This window comes from Caballeronia sp. INML3B (genome assembly GCF_023631305.1).
Lineage (GTDB): Bacteria > Pseudomonadota > Gammaproteobacteria > Burkholderiales > Burkholderiaceae > Caballeronia > Caballeronia turbans.
The window spans coordinates 155,167-176,577 of the sequence record NZ_JALQDI010000015.1 but is presented as its reverse complement, the minus strand read 5'-3'; the positions used below and the strand labels follow the sequence as shown (position 1 = coordinate 176,577).

Annotated in this window: 18 protein-coding genes; 10 read left to right on the top strand and 8 right to left on the bottom strand. The window is 64.5% G+C overall.

Annotation, left to right across the window (positions count from 1 at the left end; translation table 11 throughout):
- Positions 1-73: 73 nt before the first annotated feature.
- Positions 74-1,783, bottom strand: coding sequence for a glutamine--tRNA ligase/YqeY domain fusion protein (locus NCS58_RS09910; RefSeq protein WP_061120950.1), 1,710 nt, complete (start codon positions 1,781-1,783; stop codon positions 74-76).
- A gap of 394 nt (positions 1,784-2,177) precedes the next feature.
- Between NCS58_RS09910 and NCS58_RS09905 the strand changes: the two genes are divergently transcribed.
- Positions 2,178-2,390, top strand: coding sequence for a hypothetical protein (locus NCS58_RS09905; protein WP_061120949.1), 213 nt, complete (start codon positions 2,178-2,180; stop codon positions 2,388-2,390).
- Between the two features lie 25 nt (positions 2,391-2,415).
- Here the strand turns inward: NCS58_RS09905 and NCS58_RS09900 are convergent, their stop codons facing one another.
- Complete coding sequence (locus NCS58_RS09900; RefSeq protein ID WP_061120948.1) at positions 2,416-3,636, bottom strand: CaiB/BaiF CoA-transferase family protein; 1,221 nt, start codon at positions 3,634-3,636, stop codon at positions 2,416-2,418.
- Between the two features lie 202 nt (positions 3,637-3,838).
- Between NCS58_RS09900 and alaS the strand changes: the two genes are divergently transcribed.
- The 9 genes from alaS to NCS58_RS09855 all read left to right on the top strand — a co-directional run bounded on the left by alaS (position 3,839) and on the right by NCS58_RS09855 (position 13,119).
- The gene (gene alaS / locus NCS58_RS09895; RefSeq protein ID WP_250538346.1) at positions 3,839-6,463 is read left to right on the top strand and encodes an alanine--tRNA ligase; all 2,625 of its coding nucleotides are present in this window, start codon (positions 3,839-3,841) and stop codon (positions 6,461-6,463) included.
- Positions 6,464-6,586: 123 nt separating this feature from the next.
- Complete coding sequence (locus tag NCS58_RS09890) at positions 6,587-6,823, top strand: hypothetical protein (protein WP_061120945.1); 237 nt, start codon at positions 6,587-6,589, stop codon at positions 6,821-6,823.
- A gap of 153 nt (positions 6,824-6,976) precedes the next feature.
- Positions 6,977-8,011, top strand: coding sequence for a low specificity L-threonine aldolase (locus NCS58_RS09885; RefSeq protein WP_250538400.1), 1,035 nt, complete (start codon positions 6,977-6,979; stop codon positions 8,009-8,011).
- A gap of 65 nt (positions 8,012-8,076) precedes the next feature.
- On the top strand, positions 8,077-9,225 hold the full coding sequence (locus tag NCS58_RS09880; RefSeq protein WP_250538344.1) for an iron-containing alcohol dehydrogenase: 1,149 nt from the start codon (positions 8,077-8,079) through the stop codon (positions 9,223-9,225).
- Between the two features lie 3 nt (positions 9,226-9,228).
- Positions 9,229-9,666 carry a thioesterase family protein gene (locus NCS58_RS09875; RefSeq protein WP_250476851.1) on the top strand — a complete coding sequence of 146 codons (438 nt, stop codon included), beginning with the start codon at positions 9,229-9,231 and terminating at the stop codon, positions 9,664-9,666.
- 70 nt (positions 9,667-9,736) lie between these two features.
- On the top strand, positions 9,737-10,618 hold the full coding sequence (locus tag NCS58_RS09870) for a branched-chain amino acid ABC transporter permease (RefSeq protein WP_250538399.1): 882 nt from the start codon (positions 9,737-9,739) through the stop codon (positions 10,616-10,618).
- Complete coding sequence (locus tag NCS58_RS09865) at positions 10,611-11,687, top strand: branched-chain amino acid ABC transporter permease (RefSeq protein WP_250538343.1); 1,077 nt, start codon at positions 10,611-10,613, stop codon at positions 11,685-11,687. The genes NCS58_RS09870 and NCS58_RS09865 overlap by 8 nt, the downstream gene beginning before the upstream one ends.
- Positions 11,684-12,424, top strand: coding sequence for an ABC transporter ATP-binding protein (locus NCS58_RS09860; protein ID WP_061121000.1), 741 nt, complete (start codon positions 11,684-11,686; stop codon positions 12,422-12,424). The genes NCS58_RS09865 and NCS58_RS09860 overlap by 4 nt, the downstream gene beginning before the upstream one ends.
- A complete protein-coding gene (locus NCS58_RS09855; RefSeq protein ID WP_250538342.1) occupies positions 12,421-13,119 on the top strand; it encodes an ABC transporter ATP-binding protein in 699 nt (232 codons plus the stop codon). The genes NCS58_RS09860 and NCS58_RS09855 overlap by 4 nt, the downstream gene beginning before the upstream one ends.
- Here NCS58_RS09855 and iolB read toward each other — a convergent pair.
- The 6 genes from iolB to NCS58_RS09825 form a co-directional block, all read right to left on the bottom strand.
- Complete coding sequence (iolB, locus tag NCS58_RS09850) at positions 13,116-13,928, bottom strand: 5-deoxy-glucuronate isomerase (RefSeq protein ID WP_250538341.1); 813 nt, start codon at positions 13,926-13,928, stop codon at positions 13,116-13,118. The two genes, NCS58_RS09855 and iolB, sit on opposite strands and share 4 nt — an antisense overlap.
- Positions 13,925-14,827, bottom strand: a complete 903-nt coding sequence (gene iolE / locus NCS58_RS09845; RefSeq protein ID WP_061120939.1) for a myo-inosose-2 dehydratase — start codon at positions 14,825-14,827, stop codon at positions 13,925-13,927. The genes iolB and iolE overlap by 4 nt, the downstream gene beginning before the upstream one ends.
- A 700-nt stretch (positions 14,828-15,527) precedes the next feature.
- Positions 15,528-17,414 (bottom strand): 3D-(3,5/4)-trihydroxycyclohexane-1,2-dione acylhydrolase (decyclizing), encoded by a 1,887-nt coding sequence (gene iolD, locus NCS58_RS09840; protein WP_250538340.1) that lies wholly within the window; start codon positions 17,412-17,414, stop codon positions 15,528-15,530.
- Entirely contained in the window at positions 17,411-19,405 is a 1,995-nt protein-coding gene (gene iolC, locus NCS58_RS09835) for a bifunctional 5-dehydro-2-deoxygluconokinase/5-dehydro-2-deoxyphosphogluconate aldolase (RefSeq protein ID WP_250538338.1), read from the bottom strand. The genes iolD and iolC overlap by 4 nt, the downstream gene beginning before the upstream one ends.
- A gap of 13 nt (positions 19,406-19,418) precedes the next feature.
- Entirely contained in the window at positions 19,419-20,207 is a 789-nt protein-coding gene (locus NCS58_RS09830) for an ATP-binding cassette domain-containing protein (RefSeq protein WP_061119721.1), read from the bottom strand.
- 13 nt (positions 20,208-20,220) lie between these two features.
- Complete coding sequence (locus NCS58_RS09825; protein WP_061119720.1) at positions 20,221-21,387, bottom strand: ABC transporter permease; 1,167 nt, start codon at positions 21,385-21,387, stop codon at positions 20,221-20,223.
- Positions 21,388-21,411: the final 24 nt, after the last annotated feature.

Below are 21,411 nucleotides of genomic sequence, written 5' to 3'. Positions count from 1 at the left end.
GCGGCGTGCGATGAGTCCGGCAAGATTCATCGAGGGCGCCGCGTGGCTGCGCGGCGCCTTGGTCCTGTCGATATCAGGCCGGTTTGCCCCAGCTGTCGCGCAGGCTCACGATGCGGTTGAACACCGGCTTGCCCGGCTGCGAATCCAGCCGGTCCGCGACGAAATAGCCGTGCCGCTCGAACTGGAAGCGGTCTTCGGCGTGCGCGTCGCGCGCGCTCGGCTCGAGATAGGCGTTCACGACGCGCTTCGAATCCGGATTGAGCGCGTCGAGGAATTCCGCGCCGCCCGCGCCGGGCTGCGGCTCCTTGAAGAGGCGGTCATACAGGCGCACTTCGGCCGCATACGCCGTCGCCGCGCTGACCCAGTGGATCGTGCCCTTCACCTTGTAGTTGTTCGCGCCTTCCGTGCCCGATTTGCTGTCCGGGAAATAGTTGCAATGAACGGCGATCACGTTGCCGTTCTCGTCCTTGTCCGCGCCCGTGCATTCGACGACGAAGCCGTACTTCAGCCGCACCTTGTTGCCCGGGAAGAGACGGAAGTAGCCCTTCGGCGGCGTTTCCTGGAAGTCCTCGCGTTCGATCCACAGCTCGCGCGAAAACGGGAACGCGCGCACGCCGCGATCCGGGTGATGCGGATGCACCGGCGCGCTGCACGTCTCGCTCTGTCCTTCGGGATAGTTGTCGATGATGAGCTTCAAAGGATCGAGCACGCAGATCGCGCGCGGAGCTTTGTCATCGAGATCGTCGCGCAGTGCGCCTTCGAGCACGCTCATGTCGATCCACGAATCGACCTTCGTCACGCCGACGCGCTCGACCATCAAACGGATGCTTTCCGGCGTGAAGCCGCGCCGGCGCACACCGACGATGGTCGGCATGCGCGGATCGTCCCAGCCGTCGACGTGATTGTCCTGCACGAGTTGCAGCAGCTTGCGCTTGCTCGTGATCGCATACGTGAGGTTGAGGCGCGAAAACTCGATTTGCTGCGGCAGCGGACGCTGGAAGACGCCATCGTCCGCGAGTTGCGCGAGGAACCAGTCGTAGAGCGGGCGATGATCCTCGAATTCCAGCGTGCAGAGCGAGTGCGTGATGTTCTCGATCGCGTCCGACACGCAGTGCGCGTAGTCGTACATCGGGTAGATGCACCACGTGTCGCCCGTGCGGTAGTGATGCGCAAAGCGGATGCGATAGATCACCGGATCGCGCATGTTGAAATTCGGCGAGGCCATGTCGATCTTCGCGCGCAGCACGTGCTCGCCTTCCTTGAACTCGCCCGCCTTCATGCGGCGGAAGAGGTCGAGGTTCTCTTCGGGCGTGCGGTCGCGATACGGCGAGTTGATGCCCGCTTCGGTGGCCGAGCCGCGCGTCGCGCGCATCTCTTCGGCCGTCTGACTGTCGACGTATGCCTGGCCCTTCTTGATGAGCATCTCGGCGAACTCGTACAGCTTGTCGTAGTAGTCGCTCGCGAAGTATTTGTGCTCCGCGCCGTCCTTGTTCCAGTCGAAGCCGAGCCATTTCACGGCGTCGATGATCGAATCGACGTATTCGACGCTTTCCTTCTCGGGGTTCGTATCGTCGAAGCGCAGATGGCACACGCCGCCGTAATCCGCGGCGAGGCCGAAGTTCACGCAGATGCTCTTCGCATGGCCGATATGCAGGTAGCCGTTCGGCTCGGGCGGAAAGCGCGTCTCGACCCGCTGCGACCATTTGCCGGAGCGGTTGTCGTCTTCGATGATGTTGCGAATGAAATTGGATGGCGCCGGAGCGTCGTTGCGATCGGTGTTCATGCGAAAGAGAGTGCCAGCGGGTGCGCTCGCGCGCGTGAGACGGTTCGGGAAGCGTTCATCGAGGCCGTTCGGCCCGGAACACGTACGAAGGCCTTGAATATTGGGTCGATTCTACCTTACGCAACCGTCGGGAGCAGGCTGCGGAAACGTTGTTGGAGCGCTCGCGGCCGGTTTCGTCGCGCGATTCGCACAGTCGCGCCGTTTCGCGAGTTCCGTTACATGGTTTACGCCCGGCGACGCGCATCGTAACCACCGTAACCGGACGTAAATCGCGTTGAGGGCGCGGGTGCGCAATTTTAAGATCGGCTCGCCTGCATCGACCGCGTCTGGTTGTACGGCGCGGGACTGCGCGACAAGCACAACACATCACAACGACAACACCAGGAAGCCCATCATGAAAAAGATCGCCATCACGACGCTCAAGTTGGCCGCCGCCGCTGCGCTCGTATCGAGCCTCGCGGCCTGCGCAAACGTGTCGCGCCAGCAGGCCCACGCCGGAGTCGGCGCGGCTGCGGGCGGCGCGCTCGGCTACCTGGTCACGGGCGGGCCGATCGGCACCGTCGCGGGCGCGGCGGCGGGCGGTTTGATCGGCGCCGGCGTTCGTTGATCCGGACAATCCCGCGCGCACTCGCTCAGATTGCCTTCGACGCCCGCAACTGCGCGATCTTCGCCTCGTCGTAACCGAGCACGTCGGCGAGCACGCTCGTCGTGTGCTCGCCCAATAGCGGCGGATGCGTGCGCGCTTCGGGCGGCGTCGCGCTCATCTTGATCGGGCTCGCGACGAGCTTGACCGTGCCGGCCGTCGGATGCGGCAAATCGATCTGCATCTTGCGCGCGAGCACCTGCGGATCTTCGAAGACTTCGCCGAGATCGTTGATCGGACCGCACGGCACGCCGGCGGCTTCGAGTTCGGCGATCCATTCGTGCTTGCCCTTGCTGCGCACCATGTCCGCGAGCAGCGGCACGAGGATGTCGCGGTTGCGCACGCGCGACGGGTTCGCCGCGAAACGCGAATCGTCCGCCAGTTCGGCGCGGCCGCCCGCTTCGACGAACTTGCGGAACTGCCCGTCGTTGCCCACGGCGACGATGATCCAGCCATCGCTCGTCTGGAAGGTCTGATACGGCACGATGTTCGGATGCGCGTTGCCCCAGCGGACCGGCGGCTTGCCGCTCGCGAGGAAATTGGTGTTCATGTTGGCGAGCATCGCGACCTGAACGTCGAGCAGCGCCATGTCGATGTATTGCCCTTCGCCCGTGCGGTCGCGGTGCGCGAGCGCGGTGAGCACGCCGATGGTCGCGTACATGCCCGTCATCAGGTCCGCGATCGCCACGCCGGCTTTTTGCGGACCGCCGCCGGGCTGCCCGTCGCGCTCGCCGGTGATGCTCATGAACCCGCCGATGCCCTGCACGATGAAGTCGTAGCCCGCGCGCTGCGCATACGGCCCCGTCTGCCCGAAGCCGGTGACCGAGCAATAGACGATGTCCGGCTTCACGGCCTTCAGCGACGCGTAGTCGAGCCCGTACTTTTTCAGTTGCCCGGCCTTGTAGTTCTCCAGCACGACATCGCTTTGCGCGGCCAGCTCGCGGACGATCTGCTGACCTTCCGGCGTGGCGATATCCACCGTCACCGAACGCTTGTTGCGGTTCGCCGCGAGATAGTACGCGGCCTCGTGCGTGTCCTCGCCGCCGGGCGTTTTCAGGTAGGGCGGCCCCCAGTGGCGCGTGTCGTCGCCGGTTTCGGGCCGCTCGATCTTGATGACGTCCGCGCCGAAATCGGCGAGGGTCTGCGCGCACCACGGTCCCGCCAGCACGCGGGTCAGGTCCAGCACGCGGATATGGCTCAAGGCTCCCATTCGTCGGTTCGCTCGCTCAAATTTGTCTCCGGACTGCGAATGTCGCACAGAACCGCCGCGCGCGCGATACCGGACCTGCCGCGCGCCCGGTCGGACGCGGCGAATCCCGTATAATCGACAATCACCCTCGCCACGCCGGCCAAGGCTCGCAGAGAGCCGCCCGCGGGCACCATCAAGAAACCGAAGACACGCCCCGTACGCTATGAAAGCCGCCGAAATACGCGAGAAATTCCTGAAGTTTTTCGAATCGAAGGGCCATACGATCGTGCGTTCGTCGAGCCTCGTGCCCGGCAACGACCCGACGCTGCTCTTCACCAACTCGGGCATGGTCCAGTTCAAGGACGTGTTTCTGGGCAGCGAATCGCGTCCGTACTCGCGCGCGACCACCGCGCAGCGCAGCGTGCGCGCGGGCGGCAAGCACAACGATCTGGAGAACGTCGGCTACACCGCGCGCCATCACACGTTCTTCGAGATGCTCGGCAACTTCTCGTTCGGCGATTACTTCAAGCGCGACGCCATCCACTATTGCTGGGAGCTGCTCACCAAGGTCTACAACCTGCCGGCCGACAAGCTCACGGTGACCGTCTACAAGGAAGACGACGAGGCCTTCGACATCTGGGCGAAGGAAATCGGCGTGCCGGTCGAACGCATCATCCGCATCGGTGACAACAAGGGCGCGCGTTACGCATCCGACAACTTCTGGCAGATGGCCGACACCGGCCCGTGCGGTCCGTGCTCCGAAGTGTTCTACGACCATGGCCCGGAAATCTGGGGCGGCCCGCCGGGATCGCCCGAAGAAGACGGTGACCGCTTCATCGAGATCTGGAATCTCGTGTTCATGCAGTTCAACCGCGACGCGCAGGGCAACATGACGCCGCTGCCCAAGCAGTGCGTTGACACGGGCATGGGCCTCGAACGCCTCGCCGCCGTGCTGCAGCATGTGCACAGCAACTATGAAATCGATCTGTTCCAGAACCTCATCAAGGCCGCCGCGCGGGAAACCGGCACGCCGGATCTGGAAAACAACTCGCTTAAGGTGATCGCAGACCACATCCGCGCGTGCTCGTTCCTCATCGTCGATGGCGTGATTCCCGGCAACGAAGGCCGCGGCTACGTGCTGCGCCGCATCGTGCGCCGCGCGATCCGTCACGGATACAAGCTCGGCAAGAAGGGCGCGTTCTTCCACAAGCTCGTGGCGGATCTCGTCGCCGAAATGGGCGCGGCGTATCCGGAACTGAAAGAAGCTCAACAGCGCGTGACCGACGTGCTGCGCCAGGAAGAAGAGCGCTTTTTCGAAACCATCGAGCACGGCATGTCGATTCTCGAAGGCGAACTCGCCGAGCTGGAAAAGAAGGGCGTCAAGCAACTGGATGGCGAACTCGCGTTCAAGCTGCACGATACCTACGGCTTCCCGCTCGACCTGACCGCGGACGTGTGCCGCGAGCGCGGCGTGACCGTCGACGAACCCGCATTCGACGACGCGATGGCGCGTCAGCGCGACCAGGCACGCGCGGCGGGCAAGTTCAAGATCGCGGCGGGCCTCGAATACTCGGGCGCGAAGTCGACCTTTCACGGCTACGAAAAGGAAATCTTCGACGACGCCAGGATTCTCGCGCTGTATGTCGAAGGCGCATCGGTGAACGAGGCGAAGGACGGCCAGCAGGCGGTCGTCGTGCTCGATCACACGCCGTTCTATGCGGAGTCGGGCGGTCAGGTCGGCGATCAGGGCGTGCTCGCGAACGCGAACGTGCGCTTCGCCGTCGCGGATACGTTGAAGGTGCAGGCCGATGTCGTCGGTCATCACGGCACGGTCGAGCAGGGCACGCTCAAGGTCGGCGATGTCTTAAAGGCCGAAATCGACGCCGTGCGCCGCGCCCGCACCGCGCGCAATCACTCGGCCACACATTTGATGCACAAGGCGCTGCGCGAAGTGCTCGGCGGCCACGTGCAGCAGAAAGGCTCGCTCGTCGATGCGGACAAGACGCGCTTCGACTTCGCGCACAACGCGCCGATGACGGATGACGAAATCCGCCGCGTCGAGCAGATCGTGAACAACGAGATCATCGCGAACGCGCCGGGCGTCGTGCGCGTGATGCCTTACGACGACGCGGTGAAGGGCGGCGCGATGGCGCTCTTCGGCGAAAAGTACGGCGACACCGTGCGCGTGCTCGATCTCGGCTTCTCGCGCGAGCTCTGCGGCGGCACGCACGTGCGGCGCACGGGCGATATCGGCTTCTTCAAGATCGTGATGGAAGGCGGCGTCGCGGCGGGCATTCGCCGCGTCGAGGCGATCACCGGTGACAACGCCGTGCGCTACGTGCAGGAGTTGGATCAACGCATCAACGCGGCGGCGGGCGCGCTGAAGGCGCAGCCTTCGGAACTCACGCAGCGTATCGCGCAGGTTCAGGAGCACGTGAAGTCGCTGGAAAAGGAACTCGGCGCGCTTAAATCGAAGCTCGCGGCAAGCCAGGGCGATGAACTCGTGTCGCAAGCCGTCGATGTATCCGGCGTGCAGGTGCTTGCCGCGCAACTCGAAGGCGCGGACGTGAAGACGCTGCGCGAAACCGTCGACAAGCTGAAGGACAAGCTCAAGAGCGCGGCGATCGTGCTCGCATCCGTAGATGGCGGCAAGGTCAGCCTGATCGCGGGCGTGACGGCGGATGCGTCGAAGAAGGTGAAGGCGGGCGAGCTCGTCAACTTCGTCGCGCAGCAAGTCGGCGGCAAGGGCGGCGGTCGTCCGGACATGGCGCAGGCGGGCGGCACCGAACCGGCCAATCTGCCGGCCGCGCTCGCGGGCGTGACGGGCTGGGTTCAGCAACAGCTCTAAGTCGATTCTTCTTCCGCTGTATGACGGCTCGGTCCCTTCGGACCGGGCCGTTTTTTATTACAGCCTGTCAGGCACACTGCGTGCAACGCTCCCGTCACGTTCACGAGAAGAGGGAGATGCATCATGAGTCGCAAAATCGTATTGATCGCACTGACGTCCGCCATGCTCGCCGCAACGGGCGCGGCACAGGCGAAGGGTTGTATCGAAGGCGCGGCGGTCGGCGGCGTGGCGGGACACGTCGCGGGCAAGCACGGGACGGCGGGCGCGGTAGGCGGCTGCGCGATCGGCCATCACGAGGCCAGCAAGAAGGACAAGAAGGCGCAGCAGGCGAACGCGGCGAGCGCGCCCGACGCCAAGTAAGACAGCAAACCAGCATTGCTCGGATCGGCGCCACGGCGCGCGTCGATCCGAGCCGCTAGAATGGCCGGATTGCGGCCGCGCGACGTCACCCGTTCGCGCGCCTCGTTTTGACAAGGCCATCACAGCGATCCCATGACAGCGCCCACGGACCCGATCCAGCACTTCGCCTCCGACAATTACGCGGGCATCTGCCCCGAAGCGCTGCAAGCGCTGATCAATTCCAACACCAGCGGCCACGAGCCCGCCTACGGCGACGATTCGTGGACGACGCAAGTCTGCGATCGCATCCGCGATCTCTTCCAGACCGATTGCGAAGTCTTCTTCGTGTTCAACGGCACCGCGGCGAATTCGCTCGCGCTCGCTTCGTTGTGTCAGTCGTATCACTCGGTGATCTGCCACGAGCTCGCGCATATTGAAACCGATGAATGCGGCGGCCCCGAGTTCTTCTCGGGCGGCTCGAAGCTGCTCACCGCGCGTGGCGAGAACGGCAAGCTCACGCCCGATGCGATCGAAGAACTCGTCACGAAACGCGCGGACATCCACTATCCGAAGCCGAAGGTCGTCGCGCTCACGCAGGCGACGGAAGTGGGCACCGTGTACACGGTCGAGGAAATCCGCGCGATCGCCGCGATTGCGAAGCGCCGCCATCTGAAAGTGCACATGGACGGCGCGCGTTTCGCGAACGCGGTCGTGACGCTGAACGTGCATCCGTCGGAGATCACGTGGCGCGCGGGCGTCGACGTGTTGTGCTTCGGCGGCACGAAGAACGGCTTGCCGGTGGGCGAGGCGGTCGTGTTCTTCGACAAGGCGCTCGCCGCCGATTTCGCCTATCGACTCAAACAGGCGGGGCAACTCGCATCGAAGATGCGCTTCATCTCCGCGCCGTGGCTCGGCCTGCTCGACAACGACGTGTGGCTGCGCAACGCGCGTCATGCGAATGCGATGGCGCAACTGATGGCCGAGCGCCTCGCCGACATTCCCGGCGTGAGCCTGCTCTTCAAGCCCGAATCGAACGCGGTGTTCGCGGAACTGCCGGCGCGCGTTGCCACGGCGCTGCGTGCGAAGGGCTGGCGCTTCTATCAGTTCATCGGATCCGGCGGCTGCCGTCTGATGTGCGCATGGGACACGAAGCGCGAGACCGTCGAACGGTTCGTCGATGACGTGCGCACGTTGGCCGCGTCGATCTAACCCCGATTGACACGCGCGTCGCAGCGCCCCAACATGCCCGCACATTCCTCACCGGTTCCCGCGCCATGGCCTACATTTTCTACCTGACCCATATCCACCTCGGCTACGATGCGCTTCAGGCGCTGGAAAGCGAATGCGCGCGCATCGGGGTGAGGCGTCCGCTCGTCATCACCGATAAAGGCGTCGCGGCGGCGGGCCTCGCGAATCGTGTGATCGAAAGCGCGAAGCTCGGCGCGCTGCCGGTGTTCGACGACACGCCTTCGAATCCGACCGAAGCGATGGTCCTGCGAGCCGCGGAGCAGTACCGGCGCGAAGATTGCGATGGCCTCATCGCGGTGGGCGGCGGCTCGTCGATCGATCTGGCGAAGGGCGTTGCGATTGCGGCGACGCACGACGCGCCACTGACGACCTTCGCGACGATCGAAGGCGGTAGCGGCAGGATCACCGAGCGCGCCGCGCCGCTGATCGCGGTGCCGACCACGTCGGGCACGGGCAGCGAAGTGGCGCGCGGTGCGATCATCATTCTCGAGGACGGGCGCAAGCTCGGCTTCCATTCCTGGCATCTTTTGCCCAAATCCGCGATCTGCGATCCGTCGCTCACGCTCGGCCTGCCGCCGGCGCTCACCGCCGCAACCGGCATGGACGCGATCGCGCATTGCATCGAAACGTTTCTCGCGCCCGCGTTCAATCCGCCCGCCGACGGCATCGCGCTCGACGGGCTCGAACGCGCGTGGGCCAACATCGAGCGCGCGACGCACGACGGCCAGGACCGCGACGCGCGCCTGAACATGATGTCCGCGTCCATGCAAGGCGCGATGGCCTTTCAAAAGGGCCTGGGCTGCGTGCATTCGCTGTCGCATCCGCTGGGCGGGCTCGCGGTGAACGGCCGCACGTCGCTGCATCACGGCACGCTGAACGCGGTGGTTTTGCCCGCGGTGCTGCGCTTCAACGAGAGCGCGCCGTCGGTCGTCGCGGAACGGCGCTTCGCGCGCATGCGCCGCGTGATGAATCTCGCGGAGCACGCCGATGTCGCGCAGGCCGTGCACGACATGACCGCGCGCCTCGGCTTGCCGACGCGTCTCTCGCAGATGGGCGTCGACGAGAGCATGTTCGACAAGGTGGTGAAGGGCGCGCTCGCGGATCATTGCCACAAGACGAATCCGCGCGAGGCGAGTGCCGACGATTATCGACGCATGCTGACGGAGTCTCTTTAAGCAATGAGCAAGCCGGTTCCGACCACGCGCGCGGACTACGCGCACTTTCTCGCGATCAGCACGCGCTGGTCGGATAACGACGTCTACGGGCATATCAACAACGTCGTCTACTACAGCTACTTCGACACGGTCGTCAACGAGTATCTGCTGCGCGCAGGCGTGCTCGATTTCAGCGAGGGCGAGACCATCGGCCTCGTCGTCGAGACGCGCTGCAACTTCTTTGCGCCGGTGGTGTTTCCTGAGCCGATCGAAGCGGGCTTGCGCGTCGAGCGGCTCGGCAACACGAGCGTGCGCTACGAAGTGGCGATCTTCACGCAAGGCTCGGACACCGCCGCCGCGCAAGGGCACTTCGTGCATGTCTATGTGGATCGCGTGACGCGCAGGCCGGTGCCGCTGCCCGCGCCGCTCGTCGATGCGCTGAAGCCGCTCATCAACGGCTGAGGGTCGCGTTTTGCTCCAGTGGTTCTGCGTAAGTCTGCTCAACGGCGTGAGCGTGGGATTGCTGCTCTTCATGTTGTCGGCGGGCCTTACGCTGATCTTCTCCATGCTCGGCGTGCTCAACTTCGCACACGCGAGTTTCTATATGCTCGGCGCGTATGTCGGGCAGGCGCTCGCCGCGCATGGCGGATTCTGGTCCGCGTTGATAGTCGCGCCGGTCGTCGTCGGCATCGCGGGCGCCTTGTTCGAGCGATTGTTGTTGAGACGCGTGCATGCGCGCGGCGCGCTCGGGCAAATGCTGCTCACGTTCGGCGCGGCCATCGTGATCGGCGAAGGCGTCAAGCTCGTATGGGGGCTCGGGCCCTTGCCCGCGTCGATTCCTTCCGTGCTCGACGGTCCGCTTTTCACGCTCTACGGCGCATCGTTCGCGCGCTACCGCGTGTTCATGATGACGATCGCGGTCCTGATGCTCGGCGCGCTCTGGCTGATACTGCGCATATCGAAGACGGGACTCGTCGTACGCGCGGCGCTCACGCATCCCGCAACGGTCGAAACGCTCGGCCATGACGTGCCGCGCGTGTTCACGATGGTCTTCGCCGTCGGCACCGCGCTTGCCGCGCTCGGTGGCGTGATCGGCGCGCCGCTCGCCGTCATCGAACCGGCGATGGCCGATGCAATGGGACCGATCGTGTTCGTCGTCCTCGTGATCGGCGGGCTCGGATCGCTGGGCGGCGCGCTCGGCGCGTCGCTTCTAATCGGCTGCGTGCAGACCTTCGCCGTGGGCGCGAGCGTGTCGGCGGGCAGCATCGCAGCATCGCTCGGCCTGACGCTGCCGCCGGCGTGGAGCGCGTTGACGGTCGCGCAGCTCGCGCCCGTGCTGCCCTATCTCGTGCTCGTCGCGATGCTGGCCGCGCGGCCGCGCGGACTCTTCGGCGAGCGCATGCAAGATGCGTAAGTTTCTTGCGCTCGCGCTGCCGCTCGCGCTGCCGCTCTTCTTCGATCGATCCTGGCTGCTCGCCTACAGCGCGCAGACCGCGACGCTCATCGTTTTCGCGCTCTCGTACAACTTGTTGCTCGGCGAGACCGGGCTGCTGTCGTTCGGCCACGCCGTATATCCGGGGCTCGGCGCATTCGCCGCCGCGCATGTGTTCAATCGCTACGGCGTGCCGTTGCCGCTCCTGCCGGTCGTCGGCGGATGCGCGGCGATGCTCGTCGCCGTCGTGTTCGGCGCGATCTCGACGCAGCGCGCGAGCACGCCTTTCGCGATGATCACGCTCGGCATCGGCGAGCTCGTCGCCGCGTGCGTGTGGCTCGTGCCCGGATGGTTTGGCGGCGAGGGCGGGGTGACGATCGACCGGGCGAGCGGGCCGTCGTTCTTCGCATGGACCTTCGGGCCGCTCCGTGAGGCCTATGCGCTGATCGCGTGCTGGTGCGTCGTATCGGCGCTCGCGATGTTCGCGTTCTCGCGCACGCCGATGTGCCGCCTCGCCAACGCCGTGCGCGACAATCCCGCGCGCGCGGCGGCGATCGGTTTCGCACCGGCGCGCGTGCGGTTTCGCGTGCTCGTCGTGTCGGCGTTCTTCGCGGGCATCGCGGGCGTGCTGGCGCTGATCAATGTGGAGCTGGTGTCATCGGAAAGCGTGGGCATCGCGCGCTCGACGAGCGTGCTGGTCGCCACGGTGATCGGCGGGACCGGCGCGTTCTTCGGGCCGGTGATCGGCGCGGTGCTGCTGACGTTCTTCAGCGTCGCCGTGGCGAGCGTGACCGCCGCGTGGCCGATGTATCTCGGGCTCTTTTTCATGTGGGTCGTGCTCGCCGCGCCGGAGGGCGTCGCGGGTGTCGTCAGGCGCGATGCGCGATCGCTGTGCTTCGGGGCGTTCAGCGCGATGGTCTGGGGCGTCGCGGTGGTCGTTCCGGTCGAAGCGCTCTATGCGGGACGAATCGATGCGCGTGCGTGGCTCATCGCGTTGGCGTGCGCATTGCTGGGTCTGTGGCTCACACGACGCGCGAGGGCCGCGCGATGAACGCCGCGCTCGAACTGCACGGCGTCACCCGACGCTACGGTGCGACGCAGGTGTTGCGCGGTGTCGATCTGCGCGTCGCGCAGGGCGAACGGCATGCGCTCATCGGACCGAACGGCGCGGGCAAGTCCACGCTTTTCGATCTGATCTCGGGCCGTGCGCGGCCGGATGACGGGCGCATCGTCGCGAACGGGATCGACATCACGGGCGAGCCGCCGCAGCGCGTCGCCCGAACGCTTGCGCGCAGCTTCCAGACGACGAGCGTATTCGGCGGCTTGTCCGTGCTCGACAATCTGCGTTGCGCGGCGCTCGGCGCGTCGTCATCGGGCTTTCTCGACCGATGGCTGCCTTCGCGAAAAATCGATGCGCGCGCACACGCGATGCTCGATGCCATCGGCCTTGCCGAACGCGCCTGCGAACTCGCCGCGCGTCTCACCTATGCCGAGCAACGCGCGCTCGATCTGGGCATCGCGCTCGCGACCGATGCGCCGCTCATCCTGCTCGACGAACCCACCGCCGGCATGAATCGCGCGGAAGCGACGCGCGCGCTCGCCTTGATCCGCGCGACGACGGAAGGGCGCACGCTGCTCGTGATCGAGCATGACATGGACGCGGTGTTCAGTCTCGCGGATCGCATTTCGGTGCTCGTGCGAGGGCGCGTGATTGCGACCGGCACGCCTGCTGCCATACGTGCGAATCGTGACGTGCGGCAAGCGTATCTCGGCGGAGTCGCGCCATGAGCGCTACATTGCGCATCGAAAATTTGCGTGCGTGGTATGGCGCGGCGCAGGCGCTGCACGGCGTGAATCTTCGTATCGCGGAAGGGGAAGTGGTCGCGCTCGTCGGCCGCAATGGGTCGGGGCGTTCGACGCTCGCGAAAGCCATCATGGGACTCGTGCGATGCGCGGGCGATGTGCGGTATGGCGAAGTTCAGCTCGTCGGGTTGCGGCCGCATCGCATCGCGCGGCTCGGCATCGGCTATGTGCCCGAAACGCGTGACGTGTTTCCGTCGCTGACCGTGCGCGAAAACCTGTTGCTCGGTGAACGCAAAGGCACGCGCTTTTCGCTGAGCGACGCGTATCGATTGTTTCCCGTGCTCGAGGAGCGCGCGTCGGTGAAAGCGGGTGCGCTATCGGGCGGCGAACAGCAAATGCTCGCGCTTGCACGCACGTTGACGGGCGATCCGTCGCTCGTCGTCATCGACGAACCCGGCGAAGGACTCGCGCCGCAAGTGCTCGCGCAAGTGGCCGCGTGTCTCGCGGCGCTGCGCGAACGCGGTGTGGCGATGCTGCTGATCGAAGAACGATTGACGATCGCGCGCATGCTCGATGCGCGCGTCGCGGTGATGGGGCATGGGGCGATTCAGTTCGATGGGGCGTGGGAGAGGCTTGCTCAGGACGAGCAAGTCATCGGCGACTGGCTTTCCATCGGCTAGGTCGACGCCTTGCTATCCCGCTCCACGATCCACTCGTGCTTCGGATCGTTCTTGAAGTGCCACGTGCGCTTGCTGCCCGCCATCACGTTCAGATAGTAGTTGTCGTAGCCATACGGCACGACCACCGGATGATATCCGCGCGGCACCATCACGACATCGTGATTCTCGACGGCCATCGTTTCGTCGAGGTCGCGCTCGTCGGTATAGACGCGCTGAAACGCAAATCCTTGCGGCGGATTCAACCGATGATAGTACGTCTCTTCGAGCGAACTTTCGACCGGCACGTTGTCCTGATCGTGCTTGTGCGGCGGATAGCTCGATGCGTGTCCGCCCGGCGTGCGCACTTCGACCACGAGCAGGGACTCGGCCGCTTCCGTTTGCGGAAGAATGTTGCACACGTAGCGCGTATTTGCGTTTTTGCCGCGCGTCGAGCGCTTCATCTGCGATGGCTCGATCAGCCGCGGCGGATACTCGCCCTTCGCGGGTGCGCTCGCGACGCCGATTTCCGCATCGCGTTCCGCACGCACGATCGCCGCGAGCTTCGGCGGCACATAGACCGCATAGGGCGCGGCGTCCTCGAACACGCTGTCGCGCGAGCCGATCGACTGATAATGCTCGTCGCCGGCCTCGACGCTCACGGTGCCCGTCAACACGACGATGCAGCTTTCGCGATCCGCGTCATACACATGCACGACATCGCCCGCGTTCAGGCGATACGCCGCGAAGCCGACATGCTTCCAGCCCGCGGAATCGGGCGTGACGCGCGCGATGGTTTGTCCCTCGCGCGATGCTTTCACCAGCAGGCTCATGCTGCCTCCTTGTATGTTCCGTCGACGAGCGCGCGCAGCGTGCGATAGCCCTTCTCGGCATATGCATAGCTCGGCGCGATCACCGGATCCTGTTCCGCTTCCACGACGAGCCAGCCGTCGTAGTCATGTTTCGCGAGACACGCGATGATGCCCGGGTAGTCCACGCAGCCATCGCCCGGGACGGAGAACGCGCCGTTGATGACCGCATCGAGAAAACTCCAGTTGCGATTGCGCGCGAGCTTCACGATGTCCGGCCGCACGTCCTTGCAATGCACATGACATACGCGGGCGATGTGCTTCTGCAGCACGCTCAGGGCATCGCCGCCCGCGAACGTGATGTGTCCTGCGTCGAACAGGAGACCGACCGCATCGTTCGTCAGGGCCATCAGACGATCGACGTCCGCGGTCGTCTCGACATACGCCCCCATGTGATGATGATAGGCGACGCGCACGCCGCGCGTGAGTGTGAATTCGGCAAAGCGGTTCAGACGCTCGGCGTACTGGTTCCACTGCGCATCGGAGAAGAAGCGCGGACGTTGGTAGAGCGGACGCGGCGCGCCCTGAATCGACTGCGCGACTTCGCCGTAGACCATCACGGTTGCGCCGTTTTTCGCGAGCAGGTCGAGGTGCGGGCCTACGGCTTCGATTTCCTCCTCGGCGGTGCGCTCGGCGAGCCTGCCTGAGTACCAGCCGGACACGAGGGCGAGATCGTATTGGGCGAGCAGCGTCTTGAGCGCTTGCGGTTCGCGAGGGAACTTGTTGCCTAGTTCAAAACCTTCGTAGCCGATCTGTTTTCCTTCGCTTAGTGCGGTAGACAGAGGGGTCTCTCCGCCGAGCGAGGGCAGGTCGTCGTTCATCCACGACAGTGGGTTTATGCCTATGCGTACGTTTATGGGCATGGTTTGGTCCTCGGGTTTTCGTTTGCCTGGGTTTTTTGCTTTTGCTTTTGCTTTCGCTTTCGCTGGATCCCGTATTGGTGTTGGTTTATTAGCGCTGCCCCTATGCGGGGCGGCAGTCACTTTCTTTGCTGCTGCAAAGAAAGTAACCAAAGAAAGCAGCTCGTTAAGCCCGCGGTCACACGCAGTTTGGCCATGCTTGCCAGGTGATCGTGGGCTACCTAAGTGTCGCCCCACAAGACTAATCGGGCTTGGCTCGCGCACGGTCTGTCACCGCGCGTCGCACAGCGGAGCGGTTCAGCACCAACTGGCTCCAGCCCGCTTCGCGGCCGACCGGTCCATCGGGTCCGCCCGTACTTCTTTGCTGACGCCTCCATCTCACTGCAAGTGCAGACCGATGTTGTCCCTTGCATACCCGGCGGCAGCGCGTAGCGCTGTGCCGAAGCCGTTTGGTGCTGAACCAGCTTCGTTTGGGTACTAGCTAGTCAGACCGTGCGCGATCCACGTCCGATGGGGCCTATGAGGGCACTCGCTACTGAGCCCACGATGGGCTGGCAAGCATGGCCAAACTGCGTGTGACCGCGGGCGTGTGGAGCTGCTTTCTTTGGTTACTTTCTTTGCAGCAGCAAAGAAAGTGACTGCCGCCCCGCACAGGGGCAACGCCAATAAACCAACAACAAAGCAGGCTTCCACGAAAAACCCCTTAAAGTCCCCTAGCCTCGAGCGCCCGCTCATAAGCCTCACGAGCAACGACGACCGCCGCGCGGTCCGATACTTCCGGCACGGCGACTTCCCACCACCATCCACCTTCCTCAGTCGGCCGAGCCGGATCGGTATCAATCGAAATCAGATAACTTCGATCTGCGGCCCGCGCGCGCTTCATCGCGGCTTGCAGCTCGTCGATGCTCGACACATGCTCCGACAAAGCCCCAAGCGCGCGCGCATGCATCGCGAAATCGATCTCGGGCGCACCGGGCGCGCCTTGCCTGCAATCGTCGATGAGATTGTTGAACGGCGCCCCACCACAAGCCTGCTGCAATCGATTGATGCACCCGAAGCCGCGATTGTCGAGCAGCACCACGATGATTTTTGCGCCCAGCATCACCGAAGTCGCAAGTTCGCTATTCATCATCAGATAGCTGCCGTCGCCGACAATCACGATCACCTCGCGCTCGGGCCGCGCGAGCTTTACGCCCAGACCGCCTGCGATCTCATAGCCCATGCACGAATAACCGTATTCGACGTGATAACCGCCCGGTCGTCCGGTGCGCCAGAGCTTCTGCAAATCCGCAGGCAAGGTGCCGGCCGCACACACGACGATATCGTTCGCGGGCGATGCATCGTCCGAACGCTGCACCGCGCCGATGACATCGGCCTCGCGCGGCAACACGCCGTCCGCGAGTGGCGTGTTCGTCACATGCGCGACGGTCTCGCGCCACTCGTTCGCGAGCCGGTGCGCACGCGTCGTCCATTGCGGCGATGCGCGCCAGTCGCCGAGCGCCGCCGACAACGCATCGAGCGCGACACGCGCATCCGCCTGCACGGCAACGGCGTTCTGCTTCAACGCATCGAACGGATTCGCGTTGATCGCCACGAGCCGCGCCTGCGTGAAAAGCGTGTTCGATCCCGTCGTGAAATCCTGCAAGCGCGTGCCGACAGCGAGCACGCAATCGCCCGCATGGGCGAGTTCGTTCGCGCCCGATCCGCCCGTCACGCCGATGCCGCCGACGTTCAACGCATCGTCCCACGCCAGCGCACCTTTGCCCGCCTGCGTCTCCGCAACGGGAATGCCGTGCCTGTGCGCGAAGGTGCGCAAGGCATCGGTCGCGAGTCCGTACAGCACGCCGCCGCCCGATACGATCATCGGTTCACGTGCTTCGCGCAGCATCGCGGCGGCGCGTTCGATCTCGCGGGGAATCGGCGCGGGTGCATGGAACTCGACGACGGGCGGCGCGAAGAACGATGCAGGATAGTCATAGGCCATCGCCTGCACGTCCTGTGGCAACGCGAGCGTGACGGGGCCGCACAAGGCCGCGTCGGTGAGCACGCGAATCGCGCGCGGCAATGCGCTCAACAACTGCGCGGGATGCACGATGCGATCGAAGTATCGCGAGACCGCTTTCAATGCATCGTTCGCAGACACGCCGCCATCTTGACTGTCCTCGACTTGCTGCAGCACAGGGTCCGGCGCGCGCGACACGAAGATATCGCCAGGCAACAGAAGAACAGGCAAGCGATTCACATGCGCGAGCGCGGCGGCGGTCACGAGATTGGTCGCGCCCGGGCCGATGGACGTCGTCACCGCCATCATGCGGCGGCGCATGTGCGCCTTCGCATACGCGATCGCGCCATGCGCCATCGCCTGCTCGTTGTGCGCGCGATACGTCGGCAATTCATCCCGATGCCGATACAGCGCCTCGCCGATTCCCGCGACATTGCCGTGCCCGAAGATCGCGAACACGCCGCCGAAAAGCGCTTCTCCGTTACCGGTACGAAGCGCCGCGAGATAGCGCACGACGGCCTGCGCGGCGGTCAGTCGAACGGTCGCCGAAGTCGCGGCCGTCTCCGTTTGTGTAGCACGCTGGTTCATGCGGCTTGCTCCTGTTTGATCTGGCGATCGTCCACATGCGACGCGCCACGCGCTTCGCGCCATGCGCCGATCAAAGTTTCGAAGGTGCGGCGCACGCGCGCGATCAATTCGCGGTCGTCGATCTCGTTTGCGAGCCACGCATGGCTCGGTTCATGAAAAATCGTGCGTCCGACGGTGAAGCCCTTGCAGGTCTTCGACGATGCCGCAGCCTTGAACCCGTCGCGCAACTGATCGACGGCCGCCGACAGCCCGAGCAGCACGACGCCGCGGCAATACGGATCGCGTTCGGCGATCAGCGCATCGATCGACTGCCACTGCTTCGCGCTCATCGGTTCGAGCTTCCACCATTCCGGATAGATGCCGAGGTTGTAGAGACGCTTCAACGCGCGATACACGGTGTCATCGTCAACGGGCGGACCGTTCTTCGGCACGATCACTTCGAGTAAAAGCTCGTTGCCGCTTTCCTGCACGGCATCGTAGAGCGCGCGCAACTGTGCTTCCTGTTCGAGCCGCACGTCATGCGGATGATCGGGGTGATATTGCACGAGACACTTCGCAACCTGCTCGCGCGGCCATTGCACGAGCGTCGTGCCGATCGAGCGGCCGTGATCGAACACGAGCGGCATCGAGCCCGGCAATTCGACCGGACGTCCGACCCACCAGCCGCGGCCCGTGGCGGCGTTCAGCGCATCCTGGCCGTAGCGGTCGTCGATCAGCACGCCGATGCGTCCTTCGAGCCCGAGTTCCTTTTCGGTCTGCGCGACGGCATCGACGAACAGGTTTTTCAATGTGGCGATGCGCGTTTCGCTCGCGCCCGTCTGCTGCGCGAGATCGAAGAACTGGTTGCGATGATCGAACGCAAAGCCGAGCACTTCATCCCATTGCTTGCGCTTCGGGCTCACGCGGTGCAGCCGCGCGAGCGTCGCATCGCGATCCGGTCGGCGCATGCGTGCGGGATCTTCGCTGGCCGCGGCGAGGAAGTAATCCAGTTCGGCAGGCGTAGGCATCGCGGGCGCGCAGCCGTGACGCGACACGACGAGCGCGCCGCATGCATTGGCCGTTCGCGCACAGGCTTCGAGCGGCTCGTCGCGCAGCCAGCCAGAGAGGAAGCCGGACGCGAACGCATCGCCCGCGCCGAGCACGTTGAGCACCTCCACTTCGACGCCGCCGTGTATCGGCGCATCGTCGATGGAGGCGGGCACCGCGCCCTCGATGATCGAGCAGCCGAGCGGCCCGCGCTTCACCACGAGCGTCGCGTTCGTGACTTTGCGGACCATCGCGAGCGCGTCGATCAGATGGTCCTTGCCGCCCGCGATGCGAAACTCTTCTTCCGTGCCGATCACGAGATCGATCAGCGGCAGGATGCGCTGAAGATGCGCGGTAACGCCTTCGTTCGCGATGAAGCGCGTTTCGCCATCGGCCTTGCCCGTGAGACCCCACAGCACCGGCCGATAGTCGATGTCGAGGATCGTGCGCACGTTGTTGCGCCGCGCATAGTCGAGCGCGCGGCGGCTCGTGCGGTTCACCTGCTCGGTCGAGAAGTGCGTGCCCGTGATGAGCAATGCCTTCGACGACGCGATATACGCTTCGTCGAAATCGGCTTCATCGACGGCCATGTCCGCGCAGTTCTCGCGATAGAACACGAGCGGAAACGTGTCGCGGTCTTCGAGGCCGAGCAGCACGAGGGCGGTGAGCCGTTCACGATCGATGCGCACATGGCTCACGTCGCAACCTTCGCGCTGGAGCGTCTCGGTGAGAAAGCGCCCCATGTGATCGTTGCCGACGCGCGCGAGCATCGACGATGCGAGACCGAGCCGTGCGCAGCCGAACGCGATGTTCGCGGACGAGCCGCCGAGATATTTCGCGAACGTCGATACGTCTTCGAGGCGCGCGCCGACCTGCTGCGCATAGAGATCGACGGCGAGACGTCCGAGGCACACGATATCGCGTGTTCGGTCCGGCGCGAAGCGAGAGGTGGTTTGTGTTGGCATGGCTTGAATGTCCTCAGATCGTCGCGCCTTCGAGTTCGGTCATCATCTGCTGCATTTCGGCGCCGCCCGCCATCATGTCGAGCACTTCGTTCTTGCTGATGGTGTCCTTCGTGAACGTGCCCATCGAGCGGCCGCGATTGAGCAGCGTGAACGAATCGCCGATCGGATAGGCGTGATGCACGTTGTGCGTGATGAAGATCACCGAGATGCCTTTTTCGCGCGCCTTGTGGATCAGCTTCAGCACGTTGAAGCTCTGCTTCACGCCGAGCGCGGCGGTCGGTTCGTCGAGGATCAGCACGCGTGCGCCGAAGTGGATCGCACGCGCGATCGCAAGGCATTGCTTCTCGCCGCCGGACATCGTGCCGATGGGCTGATGCGGATCGCGCACGTTGATGCCCATTTCCGCAAGCTTGGCGCGCGAGGTTTCGGCGGCGAGATCGAGATCCATCACGCTGAAGAGGCCGAAGCGCTTCTTCTGCGGTTCGCGGCCCATGAAAAAATTACGCGCCACCGAAAGCAGTGGCACGAGCGCGAGATCCTGATACACGGTCGCGATGCCGAGATCCAGCGCTTCCTTCGGCGATTCGAAATGGACCGGCTTGCCATCGACCAGATAGTCGCCGGAAGAGGGCGCATGCACGCCCGCGAGCGTCTTGATGAGCGTGGACTTGCCCGCGCCGTTGTCGCCGAGCAGGCAATGCACTTCGCCGCGCTTGAGCCGCAACGTGACGCCGTTGAGGGCGATCACCTTGCCGAAAAATTTGCTGACGTTCTCGAGTGCGAGGATGTTGTCGTCGTTCATGTCGGTTCTCCTCTCATTGAGCCTGCGAGACGCGGCGGCGCACGTAGTGGTTGAAGAGCACGGCGATCAGCAGCATCACGCCGAGGAACACACGGAACCAGTCCGAGCTCACGTTCGTATAAGTGATGCCGATCTGCACGACGCCGAAGATCAGTGCGCCGAAGCATGCGCCGACCACCGAGCCGTAACCGCCCGTCAGCAACGTGCCGCCGATGACCGCCGCGATGATCGCCTCGAATTCCTTCTGCAGGCCGCGGTCGGCCGCCGCGGAACCGATGTCGCACACTTGAAGCACGGCGAACAGGCACGAGCAGAACGCGGTCAGCACGAACAGCGAAATCTTCACGCGCTTCACCGGCACGCCGACGTTCTTCGCGGCATTCGCATCGCCCCCGACCGCGAGAATCCAGTTGCCGTAGCGCGTCTTGGCGAGCACGAACGCGCCGATTGCCGCGAGCACGAGCCACCAGATGATGACCTTCGGAATGCCCGGCACGAGCGGCTCGCCGCTATCGAGCAACTTGCCGATGCCCATGTGCGCGAGCCAGGTGAACACGCCGTGGAGGGCGACGCCATGAAAGAGCGTGTTGGCGATCGGATCGGCCTGCGCGAGATCGCCCACGCCGGAGATGATGGTGCGGTCCGCGAACATGATCGACAGCGCGAGCGTCAGGCCGCGCAGGATGAACAGGAAGGCGAGCGTGACGATGAACGAAGGCAGCCGCGTCCTCATCACGAGATAGCCGTTCAATGCGCCGAGCAGCATCGACATCACGAAGGCGAAGAGAATGGAAAGCGACAACGGCCAGTGAAAGTAGACCGAGGGCAACGCGACCATCATGCCCGCGAAACCGATCATCGAACCGATGGACAGGTCGAACTCGCCCGCGATCATCAGAAGACACGCGCCGACCGCGAGCAGCCCGAGATAGGCGGCGACCTGCGACCAGTTCATGACGCCGTCGAGGTTGAACATGCCCGACGAACCCGCGCCGAAGCCGAACACGAGGAACACGAGCACCGTGCCCGAAATGGCCGCGAATTCAGGGCGATTCAGCAAATGACCGAACCACGATTGCCGGCGTACGCGCTCATCCGAGGGCTTCGCGTTGTCAGGTGTGTCAGCGGTGTCCTGCTGAGGATTCACGTGGGGAGGGTAATGCTTGCCGGCTACGCCCATGATGGCTCCTTGAGACTCGAGACG

Coding starts and splice junctions, on each gene's coding strand:
- NCS58_RS09880 (WP_250538344.1), top strand. CDS start 8,077: ATGGCCTACATTTTCTACCTGACCCATATCCACCTCGGCTACGATGCG.
- NCS58_RS09870 (WP_250538399.1), top strand. CDS start 9,737: ATGTTGTCGGCGGGCCTTACGCTGATCTTCTCCATGCTCGGCGTGCTC.
- NCS58_RS09905 (WP_061120949.1), top strand. CDS start 2,178: ATGAAAAAGATCGCCATCACGACGCTCAAGTTGGCCGCCGCCGCTGCG.
- iolE (WP_061120939.1), bottom strand. CDS start 14,827: ATGCCCATAAACGTACGCATAGGCATAAACCCACTGTCGTGGATGAAC.
- NCS58_RS09890 (WP_061120945.1), top strand. CDS start 6,587: ATGAGTCGCAAAATCGTATTGATCGCACTGACGTCCGCCATGCTCGCC.
- iolC (WP_250538338.1), bottom strand. CDS start 19,405: ATGCCAACACAAACCACCTCTCGCTTCGCGCCGGACCGAACACGCGAT.
- NCS58_RS09900 (WP_061120948.1), bottom strand. CDS start 3,636: ATGGGAGCCTTGAGCCATATCCGCGTGCTGGACCTGACCCGCGTGCTG.
- NCS58_RS09825 (WP_061119720.1), bottom strand. CDS start 21,387: ATGGGCGTAGCCGGCAAGCATTACCCTCCCCACGTGAATCCTCAGCAG.
- NCS58_RS09910 (WP_061120950.1), bottom strand. CDS start 1,783: ATGAACACCGATCGCAACGACGCTCCGGCGCCATCCAATTTCATTCGC.
- iolD (WP_250538340.1), bottom strand. CDS start 17,414: ATGAACCAGCGTGCTACACAAACGGAGACGGCCGCGACTTCGGCGACC.
- NCS58_RS09855 (WP_250538342.1), top strand. CDS start 12,421: ATGAGCGCTACATTGCGCATCGAAAATTTGCGTGCGTGGTATGGCGCG.
- alaS (WP_250538346.1), top strand. CDS start 3,839: ATGAAAGCCGCCGAAATACGCGAGAAATTCCTGAAGTTTTTCGAATCG.
- NCS58_RS09875 (WP_250476851.1), top strand. CDS start 9,229: ATGAGCAAGCCGGTTCCGACCACGCGCGCGGACTACGCGCACTTTCTC.
- NCS58_RS09865 (WP_250538343.1), top strand. CDS start 10,611: ATGCGTAAGTTTCTTGCGCTCGCGCTGCCGCTCGCGCTGCCGCTCTTC.
- NCS58_RS09860 (WP_061121000.1), top strand. CDS start 11,684: ATGAACGCCGCGCTCGAACTGCACGGCGTCACCCGACGCTACGGTGCG.
- iolB (WP_250538341.1), bottom strand. CDS start 13,928: ATGAGCCTGCTGGTGAAAGCATCGCGCGAGGGACAAACCATCGCGCGC.
- NCS58_RS09830 (WP_061119721.1), bottom strand. CDS start 20,207: ATGAACGACGACAACATCCTCGCACTCGAGAACGTCAGCAAATTTTTC.